This window comes from Kumtagia sp. (assembly GCF_059502445.1).
Genome location: NZ_JCACER010000032.1, coordinates 25,507 through 43,853 on the forward strand (window position 1 = coordinate 25,507; position 18,347 = coordinate 43,853).

The 18,347-nt window shown below is 67.1% G+C and carries 21 protein-coding genes and 1 pseudogene; 12 read left to right on the top strand and 10 right to left on the bottom strand.

Going from position 1 to position 18,347, the window contains the following annotated elements:
- Positions 1-88: 88 nt before the first annotated feature.
- Positions 89-1,273, bottom strand: coding sequence for an MFS transporter (locus AC5JDC_RS13090; RefSeq protein WP_495841725.1), 1,185 nt, complete (start codon positions 1,271-1,273; stop codon positions 89-91).
- Between the two features lie 368 nt (positions 1,274-1,641).
- Between AC5JDC_RS13090 and dnaG the strand changes: the two genes are divergently transcribed.
- The 3 genes from dnaG to AC5JDC_RS13105 all read left to right on the top strand — a co-directional run bounded on the left by dnaG (position 1,642) and on the right by AC5JDC_RS13105 (position 7,068).
- Positions 1,642-3,576: a DNA primase gene (gene dnaG / locus AC5JDC_RS13095; RefSeq protein ID WP_495841726.1), complete on the top strand. Its 1,935-nt coding sequence runs from the start codon at positions 1,642-1,644 to the stop codon at positions 3,574-3,576.
- 301 nt (positions 3,577-3,877) lie between these two features.
- Positions 3,878-5,908 carry an RNA polymerase sigma factor RpoD gene (gene rpoD, locus AC5JDC_RS13100; protein ID WP_106772235.1) on the top strand — a complete coding sequence of 677 codons (2,031 nt, stop codon included), beginning with the start codon at positions 3,878-3,880 and terminating at the stop codon, positions 5,906-5,908.
- A gap of 290 nt (positions 5,909-6,198) precedes the next feature.
- A complete protein-coding gene (locus AC5JDC_RS13105; RefSeq protein ID WP_495841727.1) occupies positions 6,199-7,068 on the top strand; it encodes a hypothetical protein in 870 nt (289 codons plus the stop codon).
- Between the two features lie 82 nt (positions 7,069-7,150).
- On the opposite strand, the gene AC5JDC_RS13110 is transcribed toward AC5JDC_RS13105, so the two are convergent.
- Positions 7,151-7,315, bottom strand: coding sequence for a hypothetical protein (locus tag AC5JDC_RS13110; RefSeq protein WP_495841728.1), 165 nt, complete (start codon positions 7,313-7,315; stop codon positions 7,151-7,153).
- A gap of 125 nt (positions 7,316-7,440) precedes the next feature.
- Between AC5JDC_RS13110 and AC5JDC_RS13115 the strand changes: the two are divergent.
- Together AC5JDC_RS13115 and AC5JDC_RS13120 are read left to right on the top strand one after the other, a co-directional pair.
- Positions 7,441-7,661: pseudogene (locus AC5JDC_RS13115) on the top strand (citrate/2-methylcitrate synthase); the annotation flags it as partial.
- Between the two features lie 188 nt (positions 7,662-7,849).
- Entirely contained in the window at positions 7,850-8,143 is a 294-nt protein-coding gene (locus AC5JDC_RS13120; protein WP_495841729.1) for a GYD domain-containing protein, read from the top strand.
- A 145-nt stretch (positions 8,144-8,288) separates the two neighbouring features.
- On the opposite strand, the gene AC5JDC_RS13125 is transcribed toward AC5JDC_RS13120, so the two are convergent.
- On the bottom strand, positions 8,289-8,756 hold the full coding sequence (locus AC5JDC_RS13125) for a DUF305 domain-containing protein (RefSeq protein ID WP_495841730.1): 468 nt from the start codon (positions 8,754-8,756) through the stop codon (positions 8,289-8,291).
- Positions 8,757-8,880: 124 nt separating this feature from the next.
- On the opposite strand from AC5JDC_RS13125, the gene AC5JDC_RS13130 reads away from it, so the two are divergent.
- The 4 genes from AC5JDC_RS13130 to AC5JDC_RS13145 all read left to right on the top strand — a co-directional run bounded on the left by AC5JDC_RS13130 (position 8,881) and on the right by AC5JDC_RS13145 (position 10,979).
- On the top strand, positions 8,881-9,492 hold the full coding sequence (locus tag AC5JDC_RS13130) for a LysE family translocator (protein WP_495841731.1): 612 nt from the start codon (positions 8,881-8,883) through the stop codon (positions 9,490-9,492).
- Between the two features lie 41 nt (positions 9,493-9,533).
- Positions 9,534-10,142, top strand: coding sequence for a Uma2 family endonuclease (locus tag AC5JDC_RS13135; RefSeq protein ID WP_106772240.1), 609 nt, complete (start codon positions 9,534-9,536; stop codon positions 10,140-10,142).
- An 18-nt stretch (positions 10,143-10,160) separates the two neighbouring features.
- Positions 10,161-10,580: a secondary thiamine-phosphate synthase enzyme YjbQ gene (locus AC5JDC_RS13140; RefSeq protein ID WP_495841732.1), complete on the top strand. Its 420-nt coding sequence runs from the start codon at positions 10,161-10,163 to the stop codon at positions 10,578-10,580.
- Positions 10,581-10,685: 105 nt separating this feature from the next.
- Positions 10,686-10,979 carry an HlyU family transcriptional regulator gene (locus AC5JDC_RS13145; RefSeq protein WP_106772242.1) on the top strand — a complete coding sequence of 98 codons (294 nt, stop codon included), beginning with the start codon at positions 10,686-10,688 and terminating at the stop codon, positions 10,977-10,979.
- Between the two features lie 83 nt (positions 10,980-11,062).
- On the opposite strand, the gene AC5JDC_RS13150 is transcribed toward AC5JDC_RS13145, so the two are convergent.
- Both AC5JDC_RS13150 and AC5JDC_RS13155 read right to left on the bottom strand, forming a co-directional pair.
- Positions 11,063-11,599 (bottom strand): SRPBCC family protein, encoded by a 537-nt coding sequence (locus AC5JDC_RS13150; protein ID WP_495841733.1) that lies wholly within the window; start codon positions 11,597-11,599, stop codon positions 11,063-11,065.
- A gap of 69 nt (positions 11,600-11,668) precedes the next feature.
- Positions 11,669-12,268 (bottom strand): TetR/AcrR family transcriptional regulator, encoded by a 600-nt coding sequence (locus AC5JDC_RS13155; protein WP_495841734.1) that lies wholly within the window; start codon positions 12,266-12,268, stop codon positions 11,669-11,671.
- 71 nt (positions 12,269-12,339) lie between these two features.
- Here AC5JDC_RS13155 and AC5JDC_RS13160 point away from each other — a divergent pair, with 71 nt between their 5' ends.
- A complete protein-coding gene (locus tag AC5JDC_RS13160; RefSeq protein ID WP_495841735.1) occupies positions 12,340-12,765 on the top strand; it encodes a VOC family protein in 426 nt (141 codons plus the stop codon).
- A 58-nt stretch (positions 12,766-12,823) separates the two neighbouring features.
- Here AC5JDC_RS13160 and AC5JDC_RS13165 read toward each other — a convergent pair whose 3' ends face one another.
- Both AC5JDC_RS13165 and AC5JDC_RS13170 read right to left on the bottom strand, forming a co-directional pair.
- Positions 12,824-13,774: a S1C family serine protease gene (locus tag AC5JDC_RS13165; RefSeq protein ID WP_495841736.1), complete on the bottom strand. Its 951-nt coding sequence runs from the start codon at positions 13,772-13,774 to the stop codon at positions 12,824-12,826.
- 122 nt (positions 13,775-13,896) lie between these two features.
- Positions 13,897-14,817 carry a transglycosylase SLT domain-containing protein gene (locus AC5JDC_RS13170; protein ID WP_495841737.1) on the bottom strand — a complete coding sequence of 307 codons (921 nt, stop codon included), beginning with the start codon at positions 14,815-14,817 and terminating at the stop codon, positions 13,897-13,899.
- A gap of 213 nt (positions 14,818-15,030) precedes the next feature.
- Between AC5JDC_RS13170 and AC5JDC_RS13175 the strand changes: the two genes are divergently transcribed.
- The gene (locus AC5JDC_RS13175) at positions 15,031-15,594 is read left to right on the top strand and encodes a methylated-DNA--[protein]-cysteine S-methyltransferase (protein ID WP_495841738.1); all 564 of its coding nucleotides are present in this window, start codon (positions 15,031-15,033) and stop codon (positions 15,592-15,594) included.
- Between the two features lie 44 nt (positions 15,595-15,638).
- Here the strand turns inward: AC5JDC_RS13175 and AC5JDC_RS13180 are convergent, their stop codons facing one another.
- Positions 15,639-15,956 carry a hypothetical protein gene (locus tag AC5JDC_RS13180; RefSeq protein ID WP_106772251.1) on the bottom strand — a complete coding sequence of 106 codons (318 nt, stop codon included), beginning with the start codon at positions 15,954-15,956 and terminating at the stop codon, positions 15,639-15,641.
- 294 nt (positions 15,957-16,250) lie between these two features.
- Here AC5JDC_RS13180 and AC5JDC_RS13185 point away from each other — a divergent pair, with 294 nt between their 5' ends.
- Positions 16,251-16,463: a cold-shock protein gene (locus AC5JDC_RS13185; protein WP_106772253.1), complete on the top strand. Its 213-nt coding sequence runs from the start codon at positions 16,251-16,253 to the stop codon at positions 16,461-16,463.
- A gap of 124 nt (positions 16,464-16,587) precedes the next feature.
- Here AC5JDC_RS13185 and AC5JDC_RS13190 read toward each other — a convergent pair whose 3' ends face one another.
- Both AC5JDC_RS13190 and AC5JDC_RS13195 read right to left on the bottom strand, forming a co-directional pair.
- Positions 16,588-17,421, bottom strand: a complete 834-nt coding sequence (locus AC5JDC_RS13190; RefSeq protein ID WP_495841739.1) for an EAL domain-containing protein — start codon at positions 17,419-17,421, stop codon at positions 16,588-16,590.
- Positions 17,418-18,314, bottom strand: coding sequence for an EAL domain-containing protein (locus AC5JDC_RS13195; protein WP_245428396.1), 897 nt, complete (start codon positions 18,312-18,314; stop codon positions 17,418-17,420). The genes AC5JDC_RS13190 and AC5JDC_RS13195 overlap by 4 nt, the downstream gene beginning before the upstream one ends.
- Positions 18,315-18,347: the final 33 nt, after the last annotated feature.

Genomic DNA, 18,347 nt, shown 5'->3' on the forward strand with positions numbered 1-18,347 from the left:
CAGGGGCGGCTCGCGAGGGCCGCCCCTGTCGCATCTCCGGCATTGCGGCGCGGTGTCTTCACGCCGAAGTCAGGTCCGTGCACCGCTCTCACTGCGCCTCGACCCGGCGCGGCGGCTTGATCCCGCTGCGCTGCTCGGAGAGGTATGAGAGCACGGCCACGGCGGCCGCGACGATCATCGCGCCGACGCCCAGCACCGGCAGGTCGCGATAGCCGTAGCCGCCGTTCAGCATGGCAGCGCCGACGAAGGCGGCGAGCGCGATGCCGATGTTGAAGCCGGACGGGATGAGCGAGGAGGCGAGGTTGGGCGCGTCGGCGGTCCAGCCGAGGATGCGCGCCTGGATCGGCGTGCCGATGGCGAAGTTGAGGCAGCCCCAGGCGGTGACGGCAAGCACCATCGGCAGCGGATGAGAGCTGGCGAAATACATCGCCGCCAGCACCGCCGCCTGCAAAGCCAGCATGACGATCAGCGACGGCATGAGCTTCCAGTCGGAAAGCCGGCCGCCAAGGAAGACGCCGAGGGTGGCGCCGCCGCCATTGAGCAGCAGCACCCACGGCACCGAAACCGCCTCGATGCCCGTGACCTCCTGCAGCAGCGGGGCGATGTAGGTGAACGGCACGAACTGGCCGATCATCAGCATCAGCATGAGGATGAGCGAGGTCCACACCTGCTGGCGGCCGAGCACCCGCACCTCCTTCAGCAGCCCCACCGGACGCGCCGAGGCGCCAGTGGCGGCCGGCAGCAGCGCGATCATGGCTATCAACGCGACGCCGCCCAGCGCCAGCATCGACCAGAAGGTGGCGCGCCATCCCAGCGCATTGCCGATGGCGGCGCCGACGGGCACACCGATGACGTTGGAGACGGTGAGGCCGGCAAGCACGACGGCGACCGCCATGCCGCGCTGCTCCGGCCGCACCAGACCGGTGGCCAACACCATGGCGACGCCGAAATAGGCCCCGTGCGCCACCGCCACCGCAAAGCGGATCATCAGCATCGAAAAGAAGTCCGGCGCCAGCGCGCAGGCGACCTGGCCGATCACGAAGGCGACCGTCAGCCACACCAGCAGCGTCTTGCGCGGCAACCGGGCGGTCAACAGCGTCAGCAGCGGGCCGCCGATGGCGATGCCGAGCGCATAGCCGGAAACCAGGTAGCCGGCGGTCGGGATCGACACCTCCAGCCCCGCCGCCACCTGCGGCAGCACGCCGGCGATGACGAACTCTGTGGTGCCGAAGGCGAAGGCGGCGAGGAAGAGGGCGACGAGCGGGAGCGGCATGGTGGCACCGGAGGAGGCAGGCGAGGCCGGCGACCAAGCACGGACGGCGGCACGGGGCAACCCAGAAGTTGTAGGCGAGGGTTTAGATTTTCTTCCGTGGTGACGTTCACCGCCTGTGAGGACGATTACCCTCGGAACGATCGCTTGCCCTCATGGAAGCGTCCAGGCGGGCGGTCAAAAATCATGCAGGAAACAATCAGAAAACATCAAAGCAGTAGATCTGCCGTACCGTCGGACAGAGTGGGGAACCGCCACGGTTGTTGCCAGACGCCGGTCGGACACCTGTGAATCGCGGGCATTTACGTTGGCGGCCCTTCGCGCCGGCGATCATTCGCGCCTATATAGATCGGCAACCGACAGCGAGCCCCATGCGCTTCCCCCCTTCCTTCCTCGACGAGATACGCGACCGCGTGCCGATTTCGGCCGTGATCGGCCAGCGCGTGTCGTGGGACCGCCGCAAGACCAATGCGGCGCGCGGCGATTTCTGGGCCTGCTGCCCCTTCCACGGCGAGAAGACACCCTCCTTCCACTGCGAGGACAAGAAGGGCCGCTATCACTGCTTCGGCTGCGGCGTCTCTGGCGACCATTTCCGCTTTCTGACCGAGCTCGACGGTCTGGGCTTTCCAGAGGCCGTGGAGCGCATCGCCGACATGGCCGGCGTGGCGATGCCCGCGCGGGATGAAGCCGCCGAACAGCGCGAGCGCCAGCGCGCCAGCCTGCACGACGTGATGGAGATGGCCACGAGCTTCTTCCAGCAGCAATTGCACTCGGCCGCCGGCGCGAAAGCCCGCGCCTACCTGCGCGACCGCGGCCTGACGCCGGCGACGCAGCAGAAATTCCGGCTGGGTTTCGCGCTCGACAGCCGCAACGCGCTGAAGGAGTTTCTGGCCGGCAAGGGCGTGGCGAAAGAGCAGATCGAGGCCTGCGGGCTGGTGCGCCACGGCGACGACATCCCCGTCTCCTACGACTGGTTCCGCGACCGCATCATGTTCCCGATCGAGGACCGCAAAGGCCGGGTGATCGCCTTCGGCGGCCGCGCCATGTCGCCGGAGGTCGCGGCAAAATACATGAACTCGCCCGACACCGAGCTCTTCCACAAGGGCGAGATGCTCTACAATTTCGCCCGCGCGCGCAAGGGCATGGGCAAGGACGGCACCGTCATCGCCGTCGAGGGCTATATGGACGTGATCGCGCTGGCGCAGGCCGGCTTCGATTACGCGGTGGCGCCGCTCGGCACGGCGCTCACCGAGACCCAGATGGAGCTCTTGTGGAAGATGGTGCCGGAGCCGGTGCTGTGCTTCGACGGCGACCAGGCCGGGCTGCGCGCCGCCTGGCGCGCCGCCGACATGATCCTTCCCTCCGTGCAGCCGGGCCGCACGGCGCGCTTCGCGTTGCTGCCGGAGGGCAAGGATCCCGACGACCTGGTGCGCGACGAGGGGCCGGATGCCTTCCGCGCGGTGCTGACCGAAGCGCGGCCGCTGTCGGACCTTTTGTGGATGCGCGAGACCACCGGCGGCATTTTCGACACGCCGGAGCGCCGCGCCGAACTCGAGAAGACCTTGCGCGAGCTGACGTCGAAGATCCGTGACGAGAGCGTGCGCTTCCACTATCAGCAGGACATGCGCGAGCGCGTCCAGGCGTTTTTCGGCGCGCCGCGCGGAAGACCTCAGGGCCGGCCGAGCCAGCAGGGCGACCGGGGTTTCGCGGCGCGCGGCGGGAGCGGGAGACCGGGACAGGCCGCCGGACGCCTCGCCGTCTCCGAGAGCCTCGCCCGGTCGGCGCTGGTGAAGCGGGCCGGCGGCGTTATGCCGCTGCGCGAGACCACGCTGCTCGTTGCCCTGGTCAACCATCCGCAATTGATCGACGAGCATTTCGAGCATGTCGAGGCGCTCGACCCCGGCAATGCCGACCTCAGGCACTTGCATGCCGGCATCATCGATGCCGCCGCCCATGGCCGGGCCGGCGACCGCGACCAGATGCACGCCGCGATCGCCGCGTCCGGGCTGGACGAGATATGGCAGCGCGCCGAGGCGCTGGTGCGGCGGGCGCGGCAGTGGCCGGCGCTGCGGGAAGCCGCGATCGAGGATGCCCGCGAGGCCTTCGCGCAGGCCCTGCACTTGCAGCGCAGCGCGCGCACCTTACATAAGGAGCTGAAACTGGCCGAGACGGCTCTTGCCGCCGAGCCCACCGACGAGAACTACCGTCATCTCATCGACATCCAGGCGCAGTTCCGGGACCTCCAGGCCACCGAAGCGCTGATCGAGGGATTTGGCATTCCGTCGGGGCGCGCGGATCGCAACTGAACCGCACCGGGGTCTGCCTCAATTGATTCGCTTTTTTAACGCGAATCATGCGACAGGCGCTTGACCTTCCGCCGGAATGGCGGAATCAGGACGATTCGAGACGTAGACCCGTGGGATTGTTCTCACCGATCGTGGAATGGCGGTACCAAAGGCTGGACGGGACGGGACCTCGCTCCAGATACGATGATTGACCGAAACGTGAGCAGGACCGGCCGCGGCCGGCATCAGCGGACCATTGATATCCGGTTTCGGGCCGGAATCGGAGTGCCGCGCATCACCGCCCTTTTGGAGTAGGCAAGGAATGGCGACCAAGGAAAAGGAAGAAGTCGAGACCGAACGCGAAGCCACCACCGACGGCCCGCTGCTCGACCTTTCCGACGACGCTGTCAAGAAGATGATCAAGGCCGCCAAGAAGCGCGGCTACGTCACCCTGGACGAGCTGAACGCGGTGCTTCCGTCCGAGGAGACGGATCCGGATCGGATCGAAGACATCAATGCCATGCTCTCCGACATGGGCATCAACGTCGTCGAGGACGACGAGACAGGCGAGGAGGCGGAAGCCACCGACGCCAACGCCGATGCGGAGGATGACGCCAACGAGCTGGCCGAGCAGACCGGCACGGCGGTGGCGACCACGACGCCCAAGAAGGAACCGACCGACCGCACCGACGATCCCGTGCGCATGTATCTGCGCGAGATGGGTTCGGTCGAGCTTCTGTCGCGCGAGGGCGAGATCGCCATCGCCAAGCGCATCGAGGCCGGCCGCGAGACCATGATCGCCGGCCTGTGCGAGAGCCCCCTCACCTTCCAGGCCATCATCATCTGGCGCGACGACCTCAACGAGGGCAAGGGCCTGCTGCGCGAGATCATCGACCTCGAGGCGACCTATGCCGGCCCGGAGGCCAAGCAGGCGCCGACCGTCGAGCGCACCGAGGAGCTGGAGAAGCCGAAGGCCCCCGAAGAGCGCGGACGCCGCGCCGCGCGCGAGGACGACGACATCACCAATGTCGGCGGCGATACCCGCGGACAGGAGGAGGACGAGGAGGACGACGACGAGGCCTCGCTGTCGCTGGCGGCGATGGAGGCTGAGCTGCGCCCTCAGGTGATGCAGACGCTCGACGTCATTGCCGACACTTACGGCAAGCTGCGCAAGCTGCAGGACCAGCAGGTCGAAAGCCGCCTGGCCTCCGCCGAGACCCTGTCGCCCGTGCAGGACAAGCGGCTGAAGGAGCTGAAGGATCAGCTCATCAAGGCGGTGAAGTCGCTGTCGCTCAACAACGCCCGCATCGAGGCGCTGGTCGAGCAGCTCTACGACATCAACAAGCGGCTGGTGCAGAACGAGGGCAAGCTGCTGAGGCTGGCCGAGAGCTATGGCGTGCGCCGCGAAGAGTTCCTGCGGGAATACCAGGGCTCGGAACTCGACACCAACTGGCTGGCGCGGGTCGGCGGGCTGCCGACGCGCGGCTGGAAGGAGTTCGCCAGAAGCGAGGGCGCCGCCGCCGGCGCGCTGCGGTCCGAGATCCAGAGCCTCGCCACCGAGACGGCTATCTCGATCTCCGAGTTCCGCAAGATCGTCAACCAGGTGCAGAAGGGCGAGCGCGAGGCGGCGATCGCCAAGAAGGAGATGGTGGAGGCCAATTTGCGCCTCGTCATCTCGATTGCCAAGAAGTACACGAACCGCGGCCTGCAATTCCTTGATCTGATTCAGGAAGGCAACATCGGCCTGATGAAGGCGGTGGACAAGTTCGAGTACCGCCGCGGCTACAAGTTCTCGACCTATGCCACCTGGTGGATCCGGCAGGCGATCACCCGCTCGATCGCCGACCAGGCGCGCACCATCCGCATTCCCGTGCACATGATCGAGACGATCAACAAGATCGTGCGCACCTCGCGTCAGATGCTGCACGAGATCGGCCGCGAGCCGACCCCGGAGGAATTGGCCGAGAAGCTGGCCATGCCGCTGGAGAAGGTGCGCAAGGTGCTCAAGATCGCCAAGGAGCCGATCAGCCTCGAGACCCCGGTGGGCGACGAGGAGGATTCGCATCTCGGCGACTTCATCGAGGACAAGGGCGCGGTGCTGCCGATCGACGCGGCGATCCAGGCCAACCTGCGCGAGACCACGACGCGCGTGCTCGCCTCGCTCACCCCGCGCGAGGAACGCGTGCTGCGCATGCGCTTCGGCATCGGCATGAACACCGACCACACCCTCGAGGAGGTCGGCCAGCAATTCTCGGTGACACGCGAGCGCATCCGCCAGATCGAGGCGAAGGCGCTGCGCAAGCTGAAGCATCCGAGCCGCAGCCGCAAGCTGAGGAGCTTCCTGGACAGCTAGATCGAAATCGCCGCTCCGACCGCTAGCAGCGGCGGACCGTCAAGAACAAGCCGCCGGAACACGCTTGAATGCGGTTTCGGCGGTTCTTTTTTGATCGGGCAACGATGGCCCAAACGAACCGCGTCGGCCAGACTATAGCCGAATTGCGACGCGGCGGAACAAATTGCGACATTTGGGGTTTCTTTCCGCCCCCCGCCTGCCTATGCTGTCGCCATCCAACAAACATGGAGCTTCGCCTTTCGCGCCGCGGGCGCGGAAATCCTTCCCCTTTCCGAAAGGACAATTGCAAGATGGACATCACGCCACCCTCGACCGCCGCAGCGCCGATCTTCGATCGGGTCGGCAAGCTCAGCCTTGAGCACGTCTACAACCGGCCGGATCCGAGGGACTATTTCTCCACCTTGCACAAGCTCGGCTACTGCGTGCCCGAGGTGGCCAAGCCCGTCTTCAAGTCCTTGCTGGAGGCGAAACGGGACGCTAACGGCGAGACGGCCGCGAAGATCATCGATGTCGGCTGTTCCTACGGGGTGAATTCGGCGCTGCTCAAGCACGATCTGTCGCTCGACGATCTCTACCGGCTTTACGGCGGGGTCTCCGGCGGCGGCAAGGCGCTGCTCGAACGAGACCGGGCCTTGTTTGCCAGATCGGCCGACGACACCCTGACCGTGGTCGGCGTCGACGCCGCCGAGCGGGCGGTCGCCTATGCCGTCGGCGCGGGCGTCATGGACGGCGGCGTATCGACCAATCTGGAGCGGCATGAGCCCACCAGCGCCGACGTCCGCGCCGTCGAGGACGCAGACATGATCATTTCCACGGGATGCGTGGGTTATGTGACGAAGACGTCGCTCGAGCATCTGGCGGAAGCCGGGCGCGACAAGGGCGTATGGATGGCCAATTTCGTGCTTCGCATGTTCGACTACCAGCCCGTCGAGGAGATGCTGGCCGAGCGTGGCTACGTCACCGAAAAGCTCGCCGGCGCGCTGTTTCCGCAACGGCGCTTCGTCTCGGCGGAGGAACAGGAAAACGTCTTCGACGCCCTCGGCAGGCGGGGCCTTTCCCCGGAGGAAGCCGAGCGCGACGGCTGGTATCTTGCAGAGTTGCACGTTTCGCGGCCCGCAGGCCAGACTACGGTACCGCTCGAAGCGATCCTGTCGTCCTGAAGACGAACCACGCCTGTCGCGGCAGGCCCGCCATCTTGGTCCGCAGCGGCCATGCCGCCGGCCCTCCCGGCTCAAATCCGGCTTAGGGCCGGCGCCACTCACCGTCCTGGCGCCCACCGACATAGCGGGCGCGGGGCGGGTCAGCACTTCCGAGGCGAGTTGCTCCATGGGCCACCCAGCCGGCCGAGCGGGCGATGGCGAAGAACGCCGCCTCGTGGTCGATCGCCAGGCCGAACATGCGCATCATCACCGCCAGCGCGTAGTCGATGTTGGGGTGGAGCCAGGTCGGCTCGGTGATCGGTGCCGGGCGCCTCGACAGCGAGGCACTTGTCGGCGCCGGCCGCCGCCAGCGCGGCGAGCAGGCTGTCGGCTCGCGCCAAGCCCGGCCGGCAACTCGACACCAATGTCGAGTTCTACACCGCATCCTGCTCGGCGCCCTGGACATCCAGCGCGAGGCCTTCACGCCGGTCTTCGCCGTGGGACGGGCGGCGGGCTGGATCGCGCATGCGTTCGAGCAGCAGCGCGCCGGCCGTCTGCTGCGGCCGGATTCGGCCTATGCCGGGCCGATGCCGGCGGAGCCCGGCGCCGGCTGAGATCGCGGACCGAAGGCTGCCGACGGAGGGTGTCCCTGTGGCTGCGGCCTGGTTCGCGTGCGGCTCTTGCCGCCCGACCGGGCCGGGATCATACTCGCGCATGCGGCCGGGGCGAACGGACCGGCGCCGACCTGACATCGTTCCGCCCCGGCTCTCCGCTGCGTCATGGCGCCGGAGGGAGGTGTGGAATGACCACCTACGTGCTTCTGATCAACTGGACCGACCAGGGTGTGCGAAACCTGCGCGAATCGCCGAAGCGGCTCGATGCCTCGAAGAAGGCGCTGGCCGACATGGGCGGCACCTTTCGCGACTTCTTCCTGACGACGGGCGACTGCGACATCGTCGCCGTCTGCGAAGCGCCGGACGACGCCGTGATGGCACGTTTTGCCCTGCAGCTCGGCGCGGCCGGCAATGTGCGCACCCGCACGCTGAAGGCGTTTCCGGAAAGCGCCTATCGGGAAATCATCAACTCGCTCGGCTGAGCCGGACTGCATACAAAGGATCGAGCCAAGCGATCAAGGTGGACGGAAGAGACGGCAATGCCGTCTCTTCCTCCGTCACCGGCGCGCTTCGAAATTGCTCCGCCGGATGCCCTCTATGACGGCGCGGCTGTTTCGGTTTATGTACCTACTCCGCCCGGACCCTGGCGAGGATCGCCTTCATCTGGTCGATCTCGGCCTGCTGCCCGGGGATGATGGTGCCGCATAAATCGCGGATCTCCGCGTCCTCGATCGGCGCCTGCTCGCACATCAGCACCGCGCCGGAATGATGCGGGATCATAGAGCGCAGGAATTGCTCGTCGCCGATCGCCGTCTGCTGCCGCGTCATCGCCCAGGCGGCAGCGAAGACCAGGATGCTGGCGACGACAATGGCGAGATTGGCCGCGCGGTTGGCGTACATGCCGCGCATCAGCCAGAGCTCGATCACTACCATGGGGCAGACCATCAGAGCCGCCATATAGGCCTGGTTGAGATTGGCGTAGACATCGGCGAGACGGTTCACCATGGCATACATGAGGATGTACATTGCCAGGAAGGACAGCACTGTCATGACCAGCAGGCGGAGATAGGCGTAGCTATGTCGGTGTTCGGTCATGATGGGACCGAACCGGGCCAGCCGTAGAAAGTTCCGGTCCGCCTTCTCCCCAGCCGGCATCCGCAGCGCCGCTTCCGCGAAGGCGAAGCCTCGACTATGGTCGCCGGACCGAAGGAGGACGGGCATGTCGATCGAGTTCCTGCTGACCACACTGATCATCGTCGCCTCGCCGGGAACCGGCGTGGTCTACACGCTCGCCGCCGGCCTGTCGCGCGGCGGCCGCGCCAGCGTGCTGGCCGCCTTCGCCTGCACGCTGGGGATCGTGCCGCATCTCGTCGCGGCTCTCACCGGCCTGGCCGCGCTGCTGCATGCCAGCGCGCTGCTGTTCGACATCGTGAAATATGCCGGCGTCGCCTACCTGCTGTGGATGGCCTGGCAGACGCTGAAGGAGCACGGCGCGCTGAAGATCGACGCCAGGCCGGACCCGCGCAGCGCCCGGCAGGTGCTGGTCGACGGCGTGCTGATCAACCTGCTCAACCCGAAGCTGTCGATCTTCTTCGTCGCCTTCCTGCCGCAGTTCATCGCCCCGGCCGATCCCAACGTGCTGATGCGTATGCTGGAGCTTTCAGGCGTCTTCATGCTGGCGACCTTCGTCATCTTCGCCATCTACGGCCTGTGCGCCGCCGCGGTGCGCGACAAGGTGACAGGGAGCCCGCGCGTCATGGCCTGGATGCGCCGCACCTTCGCCGCGGCCTTCGTCGCGCTCGGCGCCAAGCTGGCGCTGACCGAGCGGTGAGGCTGGTCGCGGTTTCATTCAGCTTGTGCTAGTGTTCAAGCATGAACGAGCGCTTCCACCTGGACATGGTTTGGCCGGCGACCACGCAGGCAGCAGACGGCATGCCGCGGCGTCCGTGGAGCGTCGCCGAGATCGAGGCGATGGTAGCGGCCGGCATCATCGACGAGGACGAGCGGTTCGAGCTGATCGGCGGGGAGGTGGTGCCGATGTCGCCGAAGGGCGCGCGCCATGAGCATGTGAAAGGCGAGATCAACGCGCATCTGCAGCGCATAATCTCCAATGATCTCCGCGCATTGCAGGAAACGACGCTGCGGTTGGACGAGATCGCCTTTCTAGAGCCCGACTTCTGCGTCTTTCCACGGGCCGTGACGATCGAACAACTGCGCGGCCACAATGTGCTCATCGCCATCGAAGTCGCCGATACCAGCCTGCGCTACGATCTCGGCCGCAAGATCGGGGTCTATGCAGCCTACGGCATACCGGAGGTATGGGTGATCGACGCCAACACGCTGGTGACGCATGTCCATCGCCGGCTAGGCGCGCAGGGTTATGCCGACATCTTTCAGGCTGGCCCAGCCGAAACACTTCAGGCGGTGCGTGCGCCTTCCATCACCATGTGCCTGGAACAGCTCGGCCTGACATCCCTCTGAGCGCCCGGGCTGCCCTTCATGCCGCAGACGATGCTGACGATCCCGACCAATGGCCCGGGCCTTTACGAATTCACCGACCGCGCCGAAACCGTCGTGCGCGAGGCGAGGCTGGAGAGCGCGCTGCTGACGCTGTTCGTGCGCCACACCTCCTGCTCGCTGCTGGTGCAGGAGAACGCCGATTCCGACGTGAAGCGCGACCTCGACGCCTTCTTCAGGCGCCTCGTCCCGCCGGCGGACGACCCGTCCATGGATTTTCTGGTTCACCGTCTGGAGGGGCCGGACGACATGCCGGCGCATATCAAGGCGGCGCTGACCGCGACCTCCCTGTCGGTTCCGGTGATGGGCGGGCGGCTGGCGCTGGGCACCTGGCAGGGCATCTATCTGTTCGAGCATCGGACGCGCCCGCACCGGCGCGAGATCGTGCTGCATCTCGCCTGACGGCGAGCACCTCGTGCATTTTTAGGCATCTCGTCGTCCGAACCGGTTCCCACCTTCGGGCGACATGCTTTAGGGTGTCCGGCAAATCAGGCGAGGAAACGATCGATGTCATTCCTGAAGCGGCTGTTCGGCGGCGGTGGCGGCAACGGCGAGGAGAGTGGCGAAAAGCCGGTCGGTAGCGCGCTCGAATACAACGGCTTCACCATCCGCGCCACGCCGTACAAGGCCGAAGGCCAGTTCCAGACCTGCGGGGTGATCTCCAAGGAGATCGACGGCGTGGTGAAGGAGCACCGCTTCGTGCGCGCCGACCGCTTCGCCTCGCAGAGCGACGCCGCCGACATGGCGCTGAAGAAGGGCCAGCAGATCGTCAACGAGCAGGGCGACCGCATGTTCGGATGAACCGCCCGCAGGGTGGCGACAGTGGCCGCGGGCATGGGAACCCACCGACAACCGCCAACTCGCATGCCGCCGTAGCTGCTGCGCTAAATCTGCTTCTCCGCCACCAGTTTCAAGCGCTCCAGCCCCTTTTCGTAGTCGGCGCCGATCCAGCGGTCGAACATCAGGCCGAACCAGCGCGCCACGATGCCGTCGAGGCTGGTGTGGAAGCTCCAGGTCACCCGTGTACCGGAGCCCGCGGGGGCAAGGTTCCATGCGGCAACGGCTGTACTCTCTTGTCCGAACACGAGATCGATGCCGACATGCGACGGCGGCTGGTAGGCGGTGACGATCTGCGAGCCGGTGCCTACATTTCTATTGGACGATGCCCAGCTCATCTTCTGGCCGACACCGCTGTCCGGTCCTTCGAAGACGTATTGCGTCAGCGGATCGATGTCGGCCCAAGGCGAGAACTCGTGAAAGCGCCTGAGGTCGCCGACAAGCGCGAACACCTTTTCCGGGGGCGCGGCGATCTCGATCGAGCGCGTGACGGTGACCGAGGCAGGCAGCAGGAAGGATCCGGCCACGACCGCGACGGCGGCGGCGACGACCAGATAGAACAGCCATTTCAACAGCCTGACCATGCGACACCCCCTCGCGAAGCCGACGGAGAGTGACGTGCCGGCCGGCCTGCGTCAACGCTGCGGAACGATTCAGTCGAGCTTGGCCAGGCCGTCGATCAGCGCGGCCAGCACCCTGCCATAGGCGCGCGCATCGCCACCGACCTCGATCGCCAGGGCGGCCCGGTCGAAGGCCGACGAGAGAAGCTGCGTCGCCACATCGACCGGCAGATCCCTCGGAAGTTCCCCGGCACGCACGGCGAACTGGATGCCGGCACGCAACGAGCGGGCGGCGTGACGGTCGTCTATCTCATCCATGCCGCCGCGGCCGAGCACGGCAGGTCCGTCAAGCAGCAGCAGGCGCGTGCGGCCGGGTTCCGCCATCGCGGCGAGATAGGCCTCGCCGCCTCTGATCAGCGCCTCGCGCGTCGGCGTGTCGTCCGGCGCGGCACGGTCGATCTCCTCGGCGACCGTCCTCGCCTCGGCCTCGGCCACTGCGGCGAACAGCGCCTTCTTGTCGGCGAAGTGGTGGTAGAGCGCGCCGCGCGTTACTCCGGCGGCCGCCACGATGTCGGGCGTGGCAGTGTCGGTATAGCCCTTTTCTATGAAGAGGCTGCGCGCCGCGGCGATGAGCTCGGCACGCGTCGTCTCGCTGCGATCCTTGTTCGAGCGTCGTGCGGATTCCTGTTGCATACATTCTGCCTGTATGTTAATTAAAAGAAACATGCAGACTGTATGTTTGTTTCAAGCGAAAGGGAAGAGCCATGAAGACGACCAGCTATTATCCGGTGCTGATGACCGATGACGTCCCCGGCACGGCGGCTTTCTACAAGCAGCATTTCCGCTTCGAGGCGCTGTTCGAGAACGACTGGTACGTGCATCTGCGCTCGACCGAGGACAAGAAGGTCAATCTCGGGATCGTGCTGTGGAACCACGAGACCGTGCCGCCGGCCGGCCGCGCCAGGACGCAGGGGCTGCTGATCAACTTCGAGGTGCGGGACGCCGACGCCGTCTACGAGCGGGTGACGGCGGCCGGGCTGCCGGTCCTCCTGCCGTTGCGCGACGAGGCCTTCGGCCAGCGCCACTTCATCACTGCCGACCCCAACGGCGTCATGATCGACGTGGTCAAGCCGATCCCGCCGAGCGAGGAATTCCTGGCGCAGTATGCCGAAGGCGCGGCGGGGAATTGAGTCGGCGGCCCGGCGAGACGATCAGGGCAGCGGCAGGGCCGGCTCGATATCGTCGCCCTTAGCCGCCGCGCGCCACCGGCACCACGCTTCTCGTCTCCAGCCCGCGCGGCGACAGGATGGCGACTTCGACGGCGCGGCCGATGCGTTCGCCGTCGAGCAGGCGGATCAGGTCGTCGACGCCGGTCACCGCGACGCCGTCGATCGCCAGCACGACGTCGCCGACGGCGAGCCCCGCCTTGCCTGCCGGGCCGTCCTTCTCGATCGTGCGCAACCGCACCGCCGTGTCCAGCTTGCGGCCGGCCAGCAGCGCGGTGCGGCGCGGCAGCGTGATCGTGTCGGCCGAAACGCCGATGAAGGCGCGGCGCACCCCGCCGAAGCGCAGGATCTCCGAGATCACGAACTTCGCCGTGTTCGACGCCACGGCGAAGGCGATGCCCTGCGCGCCGCTGATGACCGCGGTGTTGACGCCGACCACCTCGCCCGCCGACGACACCAGCGGCCCGCCGGAATTGCCCGGATTGAGCGCGGCGTCCGTCTGGATGACGTCGTCGATCAGCCGGCCGGTGGCGGCCCGCATCGAGCGGCCGAGCGCCGAGACGACGCCGGCCGTCACCGTCGATTCGAAGCCGAGAGGATTGCCGATGGCGATGGCGATCTGGCCGCGCCTCAGCCGTTTGGAATCGCCGAGCGGCGCGTAGACGGGCGGGCTGAGGTCGGCGCGCACCAGCGCGACGTCGGTGTCGGGATCGCGGCCGAGCACCCTGCCCTCGCCGGCAAGGCCGTCCGGCAATGTCACCCGCACGCTGCGGGCATCCTCGACCACATGGTTGTTGGTGACGATCAGCCCGTCCGGCGCAATGACGAAGCCCGACCCCTGGCCGCCGCGCCCACCCAGCCGGTCGATGCGCGCCACCGCCGGCCCGACCCGGTCGACCACGTCGGCCACGGTCGTCGAATAGGCGTCGAGCAGCGCGGCGTCAGCGCCGAGATCCTTGTCGTGATAGCCCATCGGGGCGTCCTTTCGGAAAGATGCTTTCCGACTATGTGGGGAGTGGGGCGCGAGGCTGCGAGGGCCGACCTATGCAATCGCCGCATAGGTCAGCGATGCGGTTCCTGCCTTCCGGAAAGGCACTACTGCGTCGGAACGGGAACCGGCGCCATTTCGGGAAGCGCGGCCGCGCGCCGGCGCACGCGGTCCCTGCCCAGGCCCGTCTCTTCGAGCAGGCCTTTCCGCTTGGCGTGATAGTAGTAGCCGGTCTGGTAGAGCCGGTCGGCGCGGTTGTGGTCGCCGTCGGCGACCATGTAGGCGCCGCGCAGATATCTCACCGAGTATTTCAGATTGGTCTCGGCGTCGAACAGGCCTTTTGCCGGCCCCTGGTAGCCCATGCCGCGCGCCGTGGCGTGCTTGATCTGCATCAGGCCGTAATGGCCGCGATTGTAGGCGGCCGGGTTGAAATTGCTCTCGCGCTTGACGACGCGCCGCACCAGATCGACCGGCACCTCGTAGAGGGCAGCGTATTTGGCGATGAGCTGGTCGAGGTCGCCGCGCGAGTTGTCCGCCTTCGCATAGGCAGCAGGCGCAGCCGTTGCCGCCGCCAGATCCGCAGGCCTGGCGATCGCCTTGACCGCCTGTGCCCGACCCTCGGCCGGCGGCGGGCCCGCCGCTGCCATCGTGCCGGCTTTCCTGGCCGCCGCGGCCTCGGCTATCGCCAGCGGACCTGTTGTCGCGGCGGCCGGCGCGGATTTTTCATCCGCAGCAGCCGCCGCCTCGCCTTCCGGCTGCTGCGGCGACGCGGCGTCCGCAACCTTGGCTTGCACTGCTGATTGGACGGCGGCCGCGGCATTGCCGGCCGGAGCGGCCGCGGCAAAGCTGGTGACCGCGACGATCTCGCCCGTCGTACCCGGCTCGAGCGCCATCGTCGCCGGCAATTCGGGATCGCCCGGCGCCATGTTGAATGCCGCGGAGGTATTGGTTCCGGTCGACGTGCAGCCGCTCAGAGCGGCCGGCGCGAGCGCTGCGATCAGCAGGAGGTACTTCGGCGTCAAGGGCAATGCGGAGGCTGCCGTTCTGTTGTCCCCATTGCCGACTTACCGAACTTTAACGAATCCGGCAATCCGCCGGCTCGCGAAAACGCGAGCCGATGGTGATTGCCCGGATTTGGGCGCGTGGAACGAGGTTCGGGCTCCATGCAGGGACGGCAGCCGCCGTTCGCCCTTTGTACCCCGAGCACCGCATGGTAGAGTCGCCTGATCAGGAGATGCCCGATGTCCGCAGAACCCACCGCCACAGGCCATGCCGTGTTCGAGACCGCGCTCGGCTGGATCGGCGTCGCCTGGAGCGCACGCGGGATCACCCAGCTGCAGCTGCCGGAGCGGGACCGGGACGCCACCCGGGCGAGGCTGCTGTCGCGCGGGGCGCCTGCCGAACCCGGCGAGCCGCCGGCGCCCGTACAGGCTGCCATTGACGCCCTGACCCGCTACGCCGCCGGCGAGCGCGTCGATTTCGCCGGCGTCGCGGTCGATCTCGGCGAGGCGGACGACCTTCGCCAGGCGCTCTACGCGCGCATGCGCCTGCTCGGCTACGGGGAGACCGTCACCTATGGCGGGCTGGCGGAGGCGGTCGGCCGCCCCGGCATGGCGCGCGAGGTTGGCGAGGCGATGGGCCGCAATCCGGTTCCGATCATCGTGCCCTGCCATCGGGTGCTGGCCGCCGGCGGCAGGATGGGCGGCTTCTCGGCGCCGGGCGGCGTGTTCACCAAGCGCCGGCTGCTTGACCTGGAGCGGGCCCGCCCGCCTTCCCCGCCCGGACAGGGCGCCTTCGCCTTCTAACCGATCGGCGCAAGCGCCCTGGCGTCATTCCGGCCCTGGCCGCGCTACCGCCCGAACAGCAGGAACTCGTCGTCGGGATCATAGTAGCGGCACTCGCGCACCAGGCACTGCCGGCTGTCGGCGGAGGTGATGTAGACGATCTGTGGCAGCTCGCTGGTAGCGCAGAAGCGGCTGTCGCGCACATAACGCCCGTAGAGCTGGGCGCCGGTGCGGGCGGACCGGTAGCGCACGATCGCGGCGCCATCGCGCTGGATCACGGCCTTCACCTCGGCGCAGCTCATGCCGGCCGAATTGTAGCGGGAGATCGCATAAGCCTCGCCGGCGACCAGAGCCAGGCCGAGCGCCAGAAGCACGGATTTCATCGAAGCCTCCGAAGGTCAGCGCGGGTCCGGCCGCCGGCCGGTCCGCAAGAACAGATACGCGGCTCACCCAGGGCGGGTTCACCTTTCCAGGCGCATATCCTATCACAAGTCCGTGAGCCGACGGTCCGATCTCCTCTTGTCTCGACCGGCGAAGCAATTTATACGCGCAGTATTGAATTTTCGGTCGATCGGTAGCTCGCGATACCTTCGCGTCCGCTGACGTTCATCTGCAAATTTCGATAGGGCCTGCCGGGCGCCTAGTCCGGTCAGAACGTAGCGACACCAGGAGAGAAGATGGCTACCGGTACTGTCAAATGGTTCAACACCACAAAGGGCTACGGCTTCATCCAGCCCGACGCCGGTGGTGCTGACGTGTTCGTGCACATCTCGGCGGTCGAGCGCGCCGGCATGACCGGCCTCGTCGAGGGCCAGAAGATCAGCTTCGAGATCGAGCAGGACCGCCGCACCGGCAAGTCCGCCGCGGGCAAGCTGGCCAAGATCGGCTGAACGTCCGACCTTCGGAATTGAGAAAAAGGCGGGATCTTCCCGCCTTTTTCTTTTACGCTGTAGGGTTCTTGATCTTGCGCACGTCACTATCCCGAAACCGCCGCACACTTTCGGGAGAGATGCGTCAAGCCGAAAGCGGCACGACATTGCCGCTGCCGCCGATGAAATCGGCGAAGGCGCGCGGCGAGGCGTCGAAATCCGTGCCCGCGAGCGCGACCGGCGCCAGGAAATCGCCCTGAAGCCTATCCGCGCCGGCGGTCACCGCGGCGCGCAGCTGGATTTCGTCCGTTATGCCCTCGATCTGGACCGCGGCGCCGCGCCGCCGCAGCGTCGTCACCAGCAGGCGCAACAGCCGCAGCAGGTCCGGCTCGGCGACGATCGCGCGGGTCCAGGCTGACGGGATCCGGACGAGCCCGGGCACCGCAGCCGAACCCGCCTCGCGCCGGCTCGCCGCCGCCAGATCCAGCGCCAGCGGCGTGCCCGACGTCTCCAACTGCATGGCAAGCGCGGCGAAACAGGGAGCGCTGCGCAGCGCGGTGAGGTCGAAACAGAGCCGATCCGGCGCGATGTCGGCGAGCGCGGCTTCGTCGAGGAGCAGCCGCAACTCGTCTTCGGGATCGCTGACGTCCTCGGAAAGGTCGAGAACGAGATCGAACACGGGATCGTCGCAGCCGATATGGGCGAGATTGCGGATGGCGAGGCTGCGGCCGAGAGCCTGCATGAAACCGCGCTCCGCGGCAGACAAACCCGCGAGCTCGGTCTCGCCGAGCGATTGCCCTCGGCGCTGTGCGACGAAACCTGCCGAGACCGCAATGGGCACCAGCATCGGCCCGCGCCGCGCGAAGATCGGCTGAAAGGCGCATTTCAGCCGCAGCGCGTCGAGGACGCCGAAGGACAAGCCGGTCTCGTCGACGGCGATCGCATCCATGATCGCCAGCATCCGCTGATTCGGGCTCATGGCGCCACCTTGCGGCCGAAACGCGGCCCGAAGGTCTCTCCGGCAAGGCCGGCCATGGAATGCACCGGCTGACCGCGTCCCCGTCGAGCGACGGGCATCGCGGTCCTGGGAAACGTCGCAAAGCTCGCCGGCGCCAGTTCCGGACGGGCGAGGGCGAAACCCTGGACCATCGCTACCCCGGCCTGCTCGGCAAGTCCGATCTGCCGGCTTTCCTCGATGCCCTCGAACACTGTCGTGATCCCCTGCCCGGCGAAAATGCCGACCATCGCCTTCAGCAGGCCGAGGCCCGGGCCGGTTTCCATCAGCCTGGCCACCCAATGAGCGTCGAACTTGACGATCTCGGGCCTCAGCACCCGGATGCGCTCGATGTCGGAATCCTCGGCCCCATAGTCATCGATGGCGATCCTGAAGCCGGCCTGGCGGAACGACCGCACGAAGTCGCGCAGCACCTGCTGCGATGCCGATCTCTGTTCCGTCACCTCGCAGACGACGCGCCCGGGCTTGATGCCGACCTGCGCCAAGGTGTTGCGCGTGTCGGAAAGCGCCGCGCTGGCGATAGACCTGTCGACGAAGATGGAGGGATCGAAATTGACGAAGACGCTGGCCGACTCGGGCAGGCAGGTGGCGGCGTTGGCCAGGTGCAGGGTTCGGGCCAGCGTCTCGACCTGCAGACGGTCGCCGACGGGCAGAGCGGCGAGGAAGGCGGCCGGCTGCACCGGCTGGCCGTGCCGGTAGGGCCGGATCAGCCCCTCGAAGGCGGCGATGGCGAGCGTGTTCTCATGGAAGGCGAAAATCGGCTGGAAGGCCGTCCGCAGCGTGAAGGCTCCCCACACGCCGACCGATGATCCGTCGCCGTCCCGGGCGATGTGCGCGAAAATCCCGCTTGGCGACACGTCCGCCTCCGCCTCTGGCCAACACGGGACGGT

What these genes read in the sequence shown, in the direction of transcription:
- AC5JDC_RS13135 (WP_106772240.1), top strand. Translation starts at nt 9,534, where the DNA reads ATGAACGAGCGCTTCCACCTGGACATGGTTTGGCCGGCGACCACGCAG.
- AC5JDC_RS13110 (WP_495841728.1), bottom strand. Translation starts at nt 7,315, where the DNA reads ATGATGCGCATGTTCGGCCTGGCGATCGACCACGAGGCGGCGTTCTTC.
- AC5JDC_RS13125 (WP_495841730.1), bottom strand. Translation starts at nt 8,756, where the DNA reads ATGACCGAACACCGACATAGCTACGCCTATCTCCGCCTGCTGGTCATG.
- AC5JDC_RS13155 (WP_495841734.1), bottom strand. Translation starts at nt 12,268, where the DNA reads ATGCAACAGGAATCCGCACGACGCTCGAACAAGGATCGCAGCGAGACG.
- AC5JDC_RS13090 (WP_495841725.1), bottom strand. Translation starts at nt 1,273, where the DNA reads ATGCCGCTCCCGCTCGTCGCCCTCTTCCTCGCCGCCTTCGCCTTCGGC.
- rpoD (WP_106772235.1), top strand. Translation starts at nt 3,878, where the DNA reads ATGGCGACCAAGGAAAAGGAAGAAGTCGAGACCGAACGCGAAGCCACC.
- AC5JDC_RS13120 (WP_495841729.1), top strand. Translation starts at nt 7,850, where the DNA reads ATGACCACCTACGTGCTTCTGATCAACTGGACCGACCAGGGTGTGCGA.
- dnaG (WP_495841726.1), top strand. Translation starts at nt 1,642, where the DNA reads ATGCGCTTCCCCCCTTCCTTCCTCGACGAGATACGCGACCGCGTGCCG.
- AC5JDC_RS13140 (WP_495841732.1), top strand. Translation starts at nt 10,161, where the DNA reads ATGCCGCAGACGATGCTGACGATCCCGACCAATGGCCCGGGCCTTTAC.
- AC5JDC_RS13180 (WP_106772251.1), bottom strand. Translation starts at nt 15,956, where the DNA reads ATGAAATCCGTGCTTCTGGCGCTCGGCCTGGCTCTGGTCGCCGGCGAG.
- AC5JDC_RS13160 (WP_495841735.1), top strand. Translation starts at nt 12,340, where the DNA reads ATGAAGACGACCAGCTATTATCCGGTGCTGATGACCGATGACGTCCCC.
- AC5JDC_RS13190 (WP_495841739.1), bottom strand. Translation starts at nt 17,421, where the DNA reads ATGAGCCCGAATCAGCGGATGCTGGCGATCATGGATGCGATCGCCGTC.
- AC5JDC_RS13145 (WP_106772242.1), top strand. Translation starts at nt 10,686, where the DNA reads ATGTCATTCCTGAAGCGGCTGTTCGGCGGCGGTGGCGGCAACGGCGAG.
- AC5JDC_RS13165 (WP_495841736.1), bottom strand. Translation starts at nt 13,774, where the DNA reads ATGGGCTATCACGACAAGGATCTCGGCGCTGACGCCGCGCTGCTCGAC.
- AC5JDC_RS13105 (WP_495841727.1), top strand. Translation starts at nt 6,199, where the DNA reads ATGGACATCACGCCACCCTCGACCGCCGCAGCGCCGATCTTCGATCGG.
- AC5JDC_RS13185 (WP_106772253.1), top strand. Translation starts at nt 16,251, where the DNA reads ATGGCTACCGGTACTGTCAAATGGTTCAACACCACAAAGGGCTACGGC.
- AC5JDC_RS13175 (WP_495841738.1), top strand. Translation starts at nt 15,031, where the DNA reads ATGTCCGCAGAACCCACCGCCACAGGCCATGCCGTGTTCGAGACCGCG.
- AC5JDC_RS13130 (WP_495841731.1), top strand. Translation starts at nt 8,881, where the DNA reads ATGTCGATCGAGTTCCTGCTGACCACACTGATCATCGTCGCCTCGCCG.
- AC5JDC_RS13150 (WP_495841733.1), bottom strand. Translation starts at nt 11,599, where the DNA reads ATGGTCAGGCTGTTGAAATGGCTGTTCTATCTGGTCGTCGCCGCCGCC.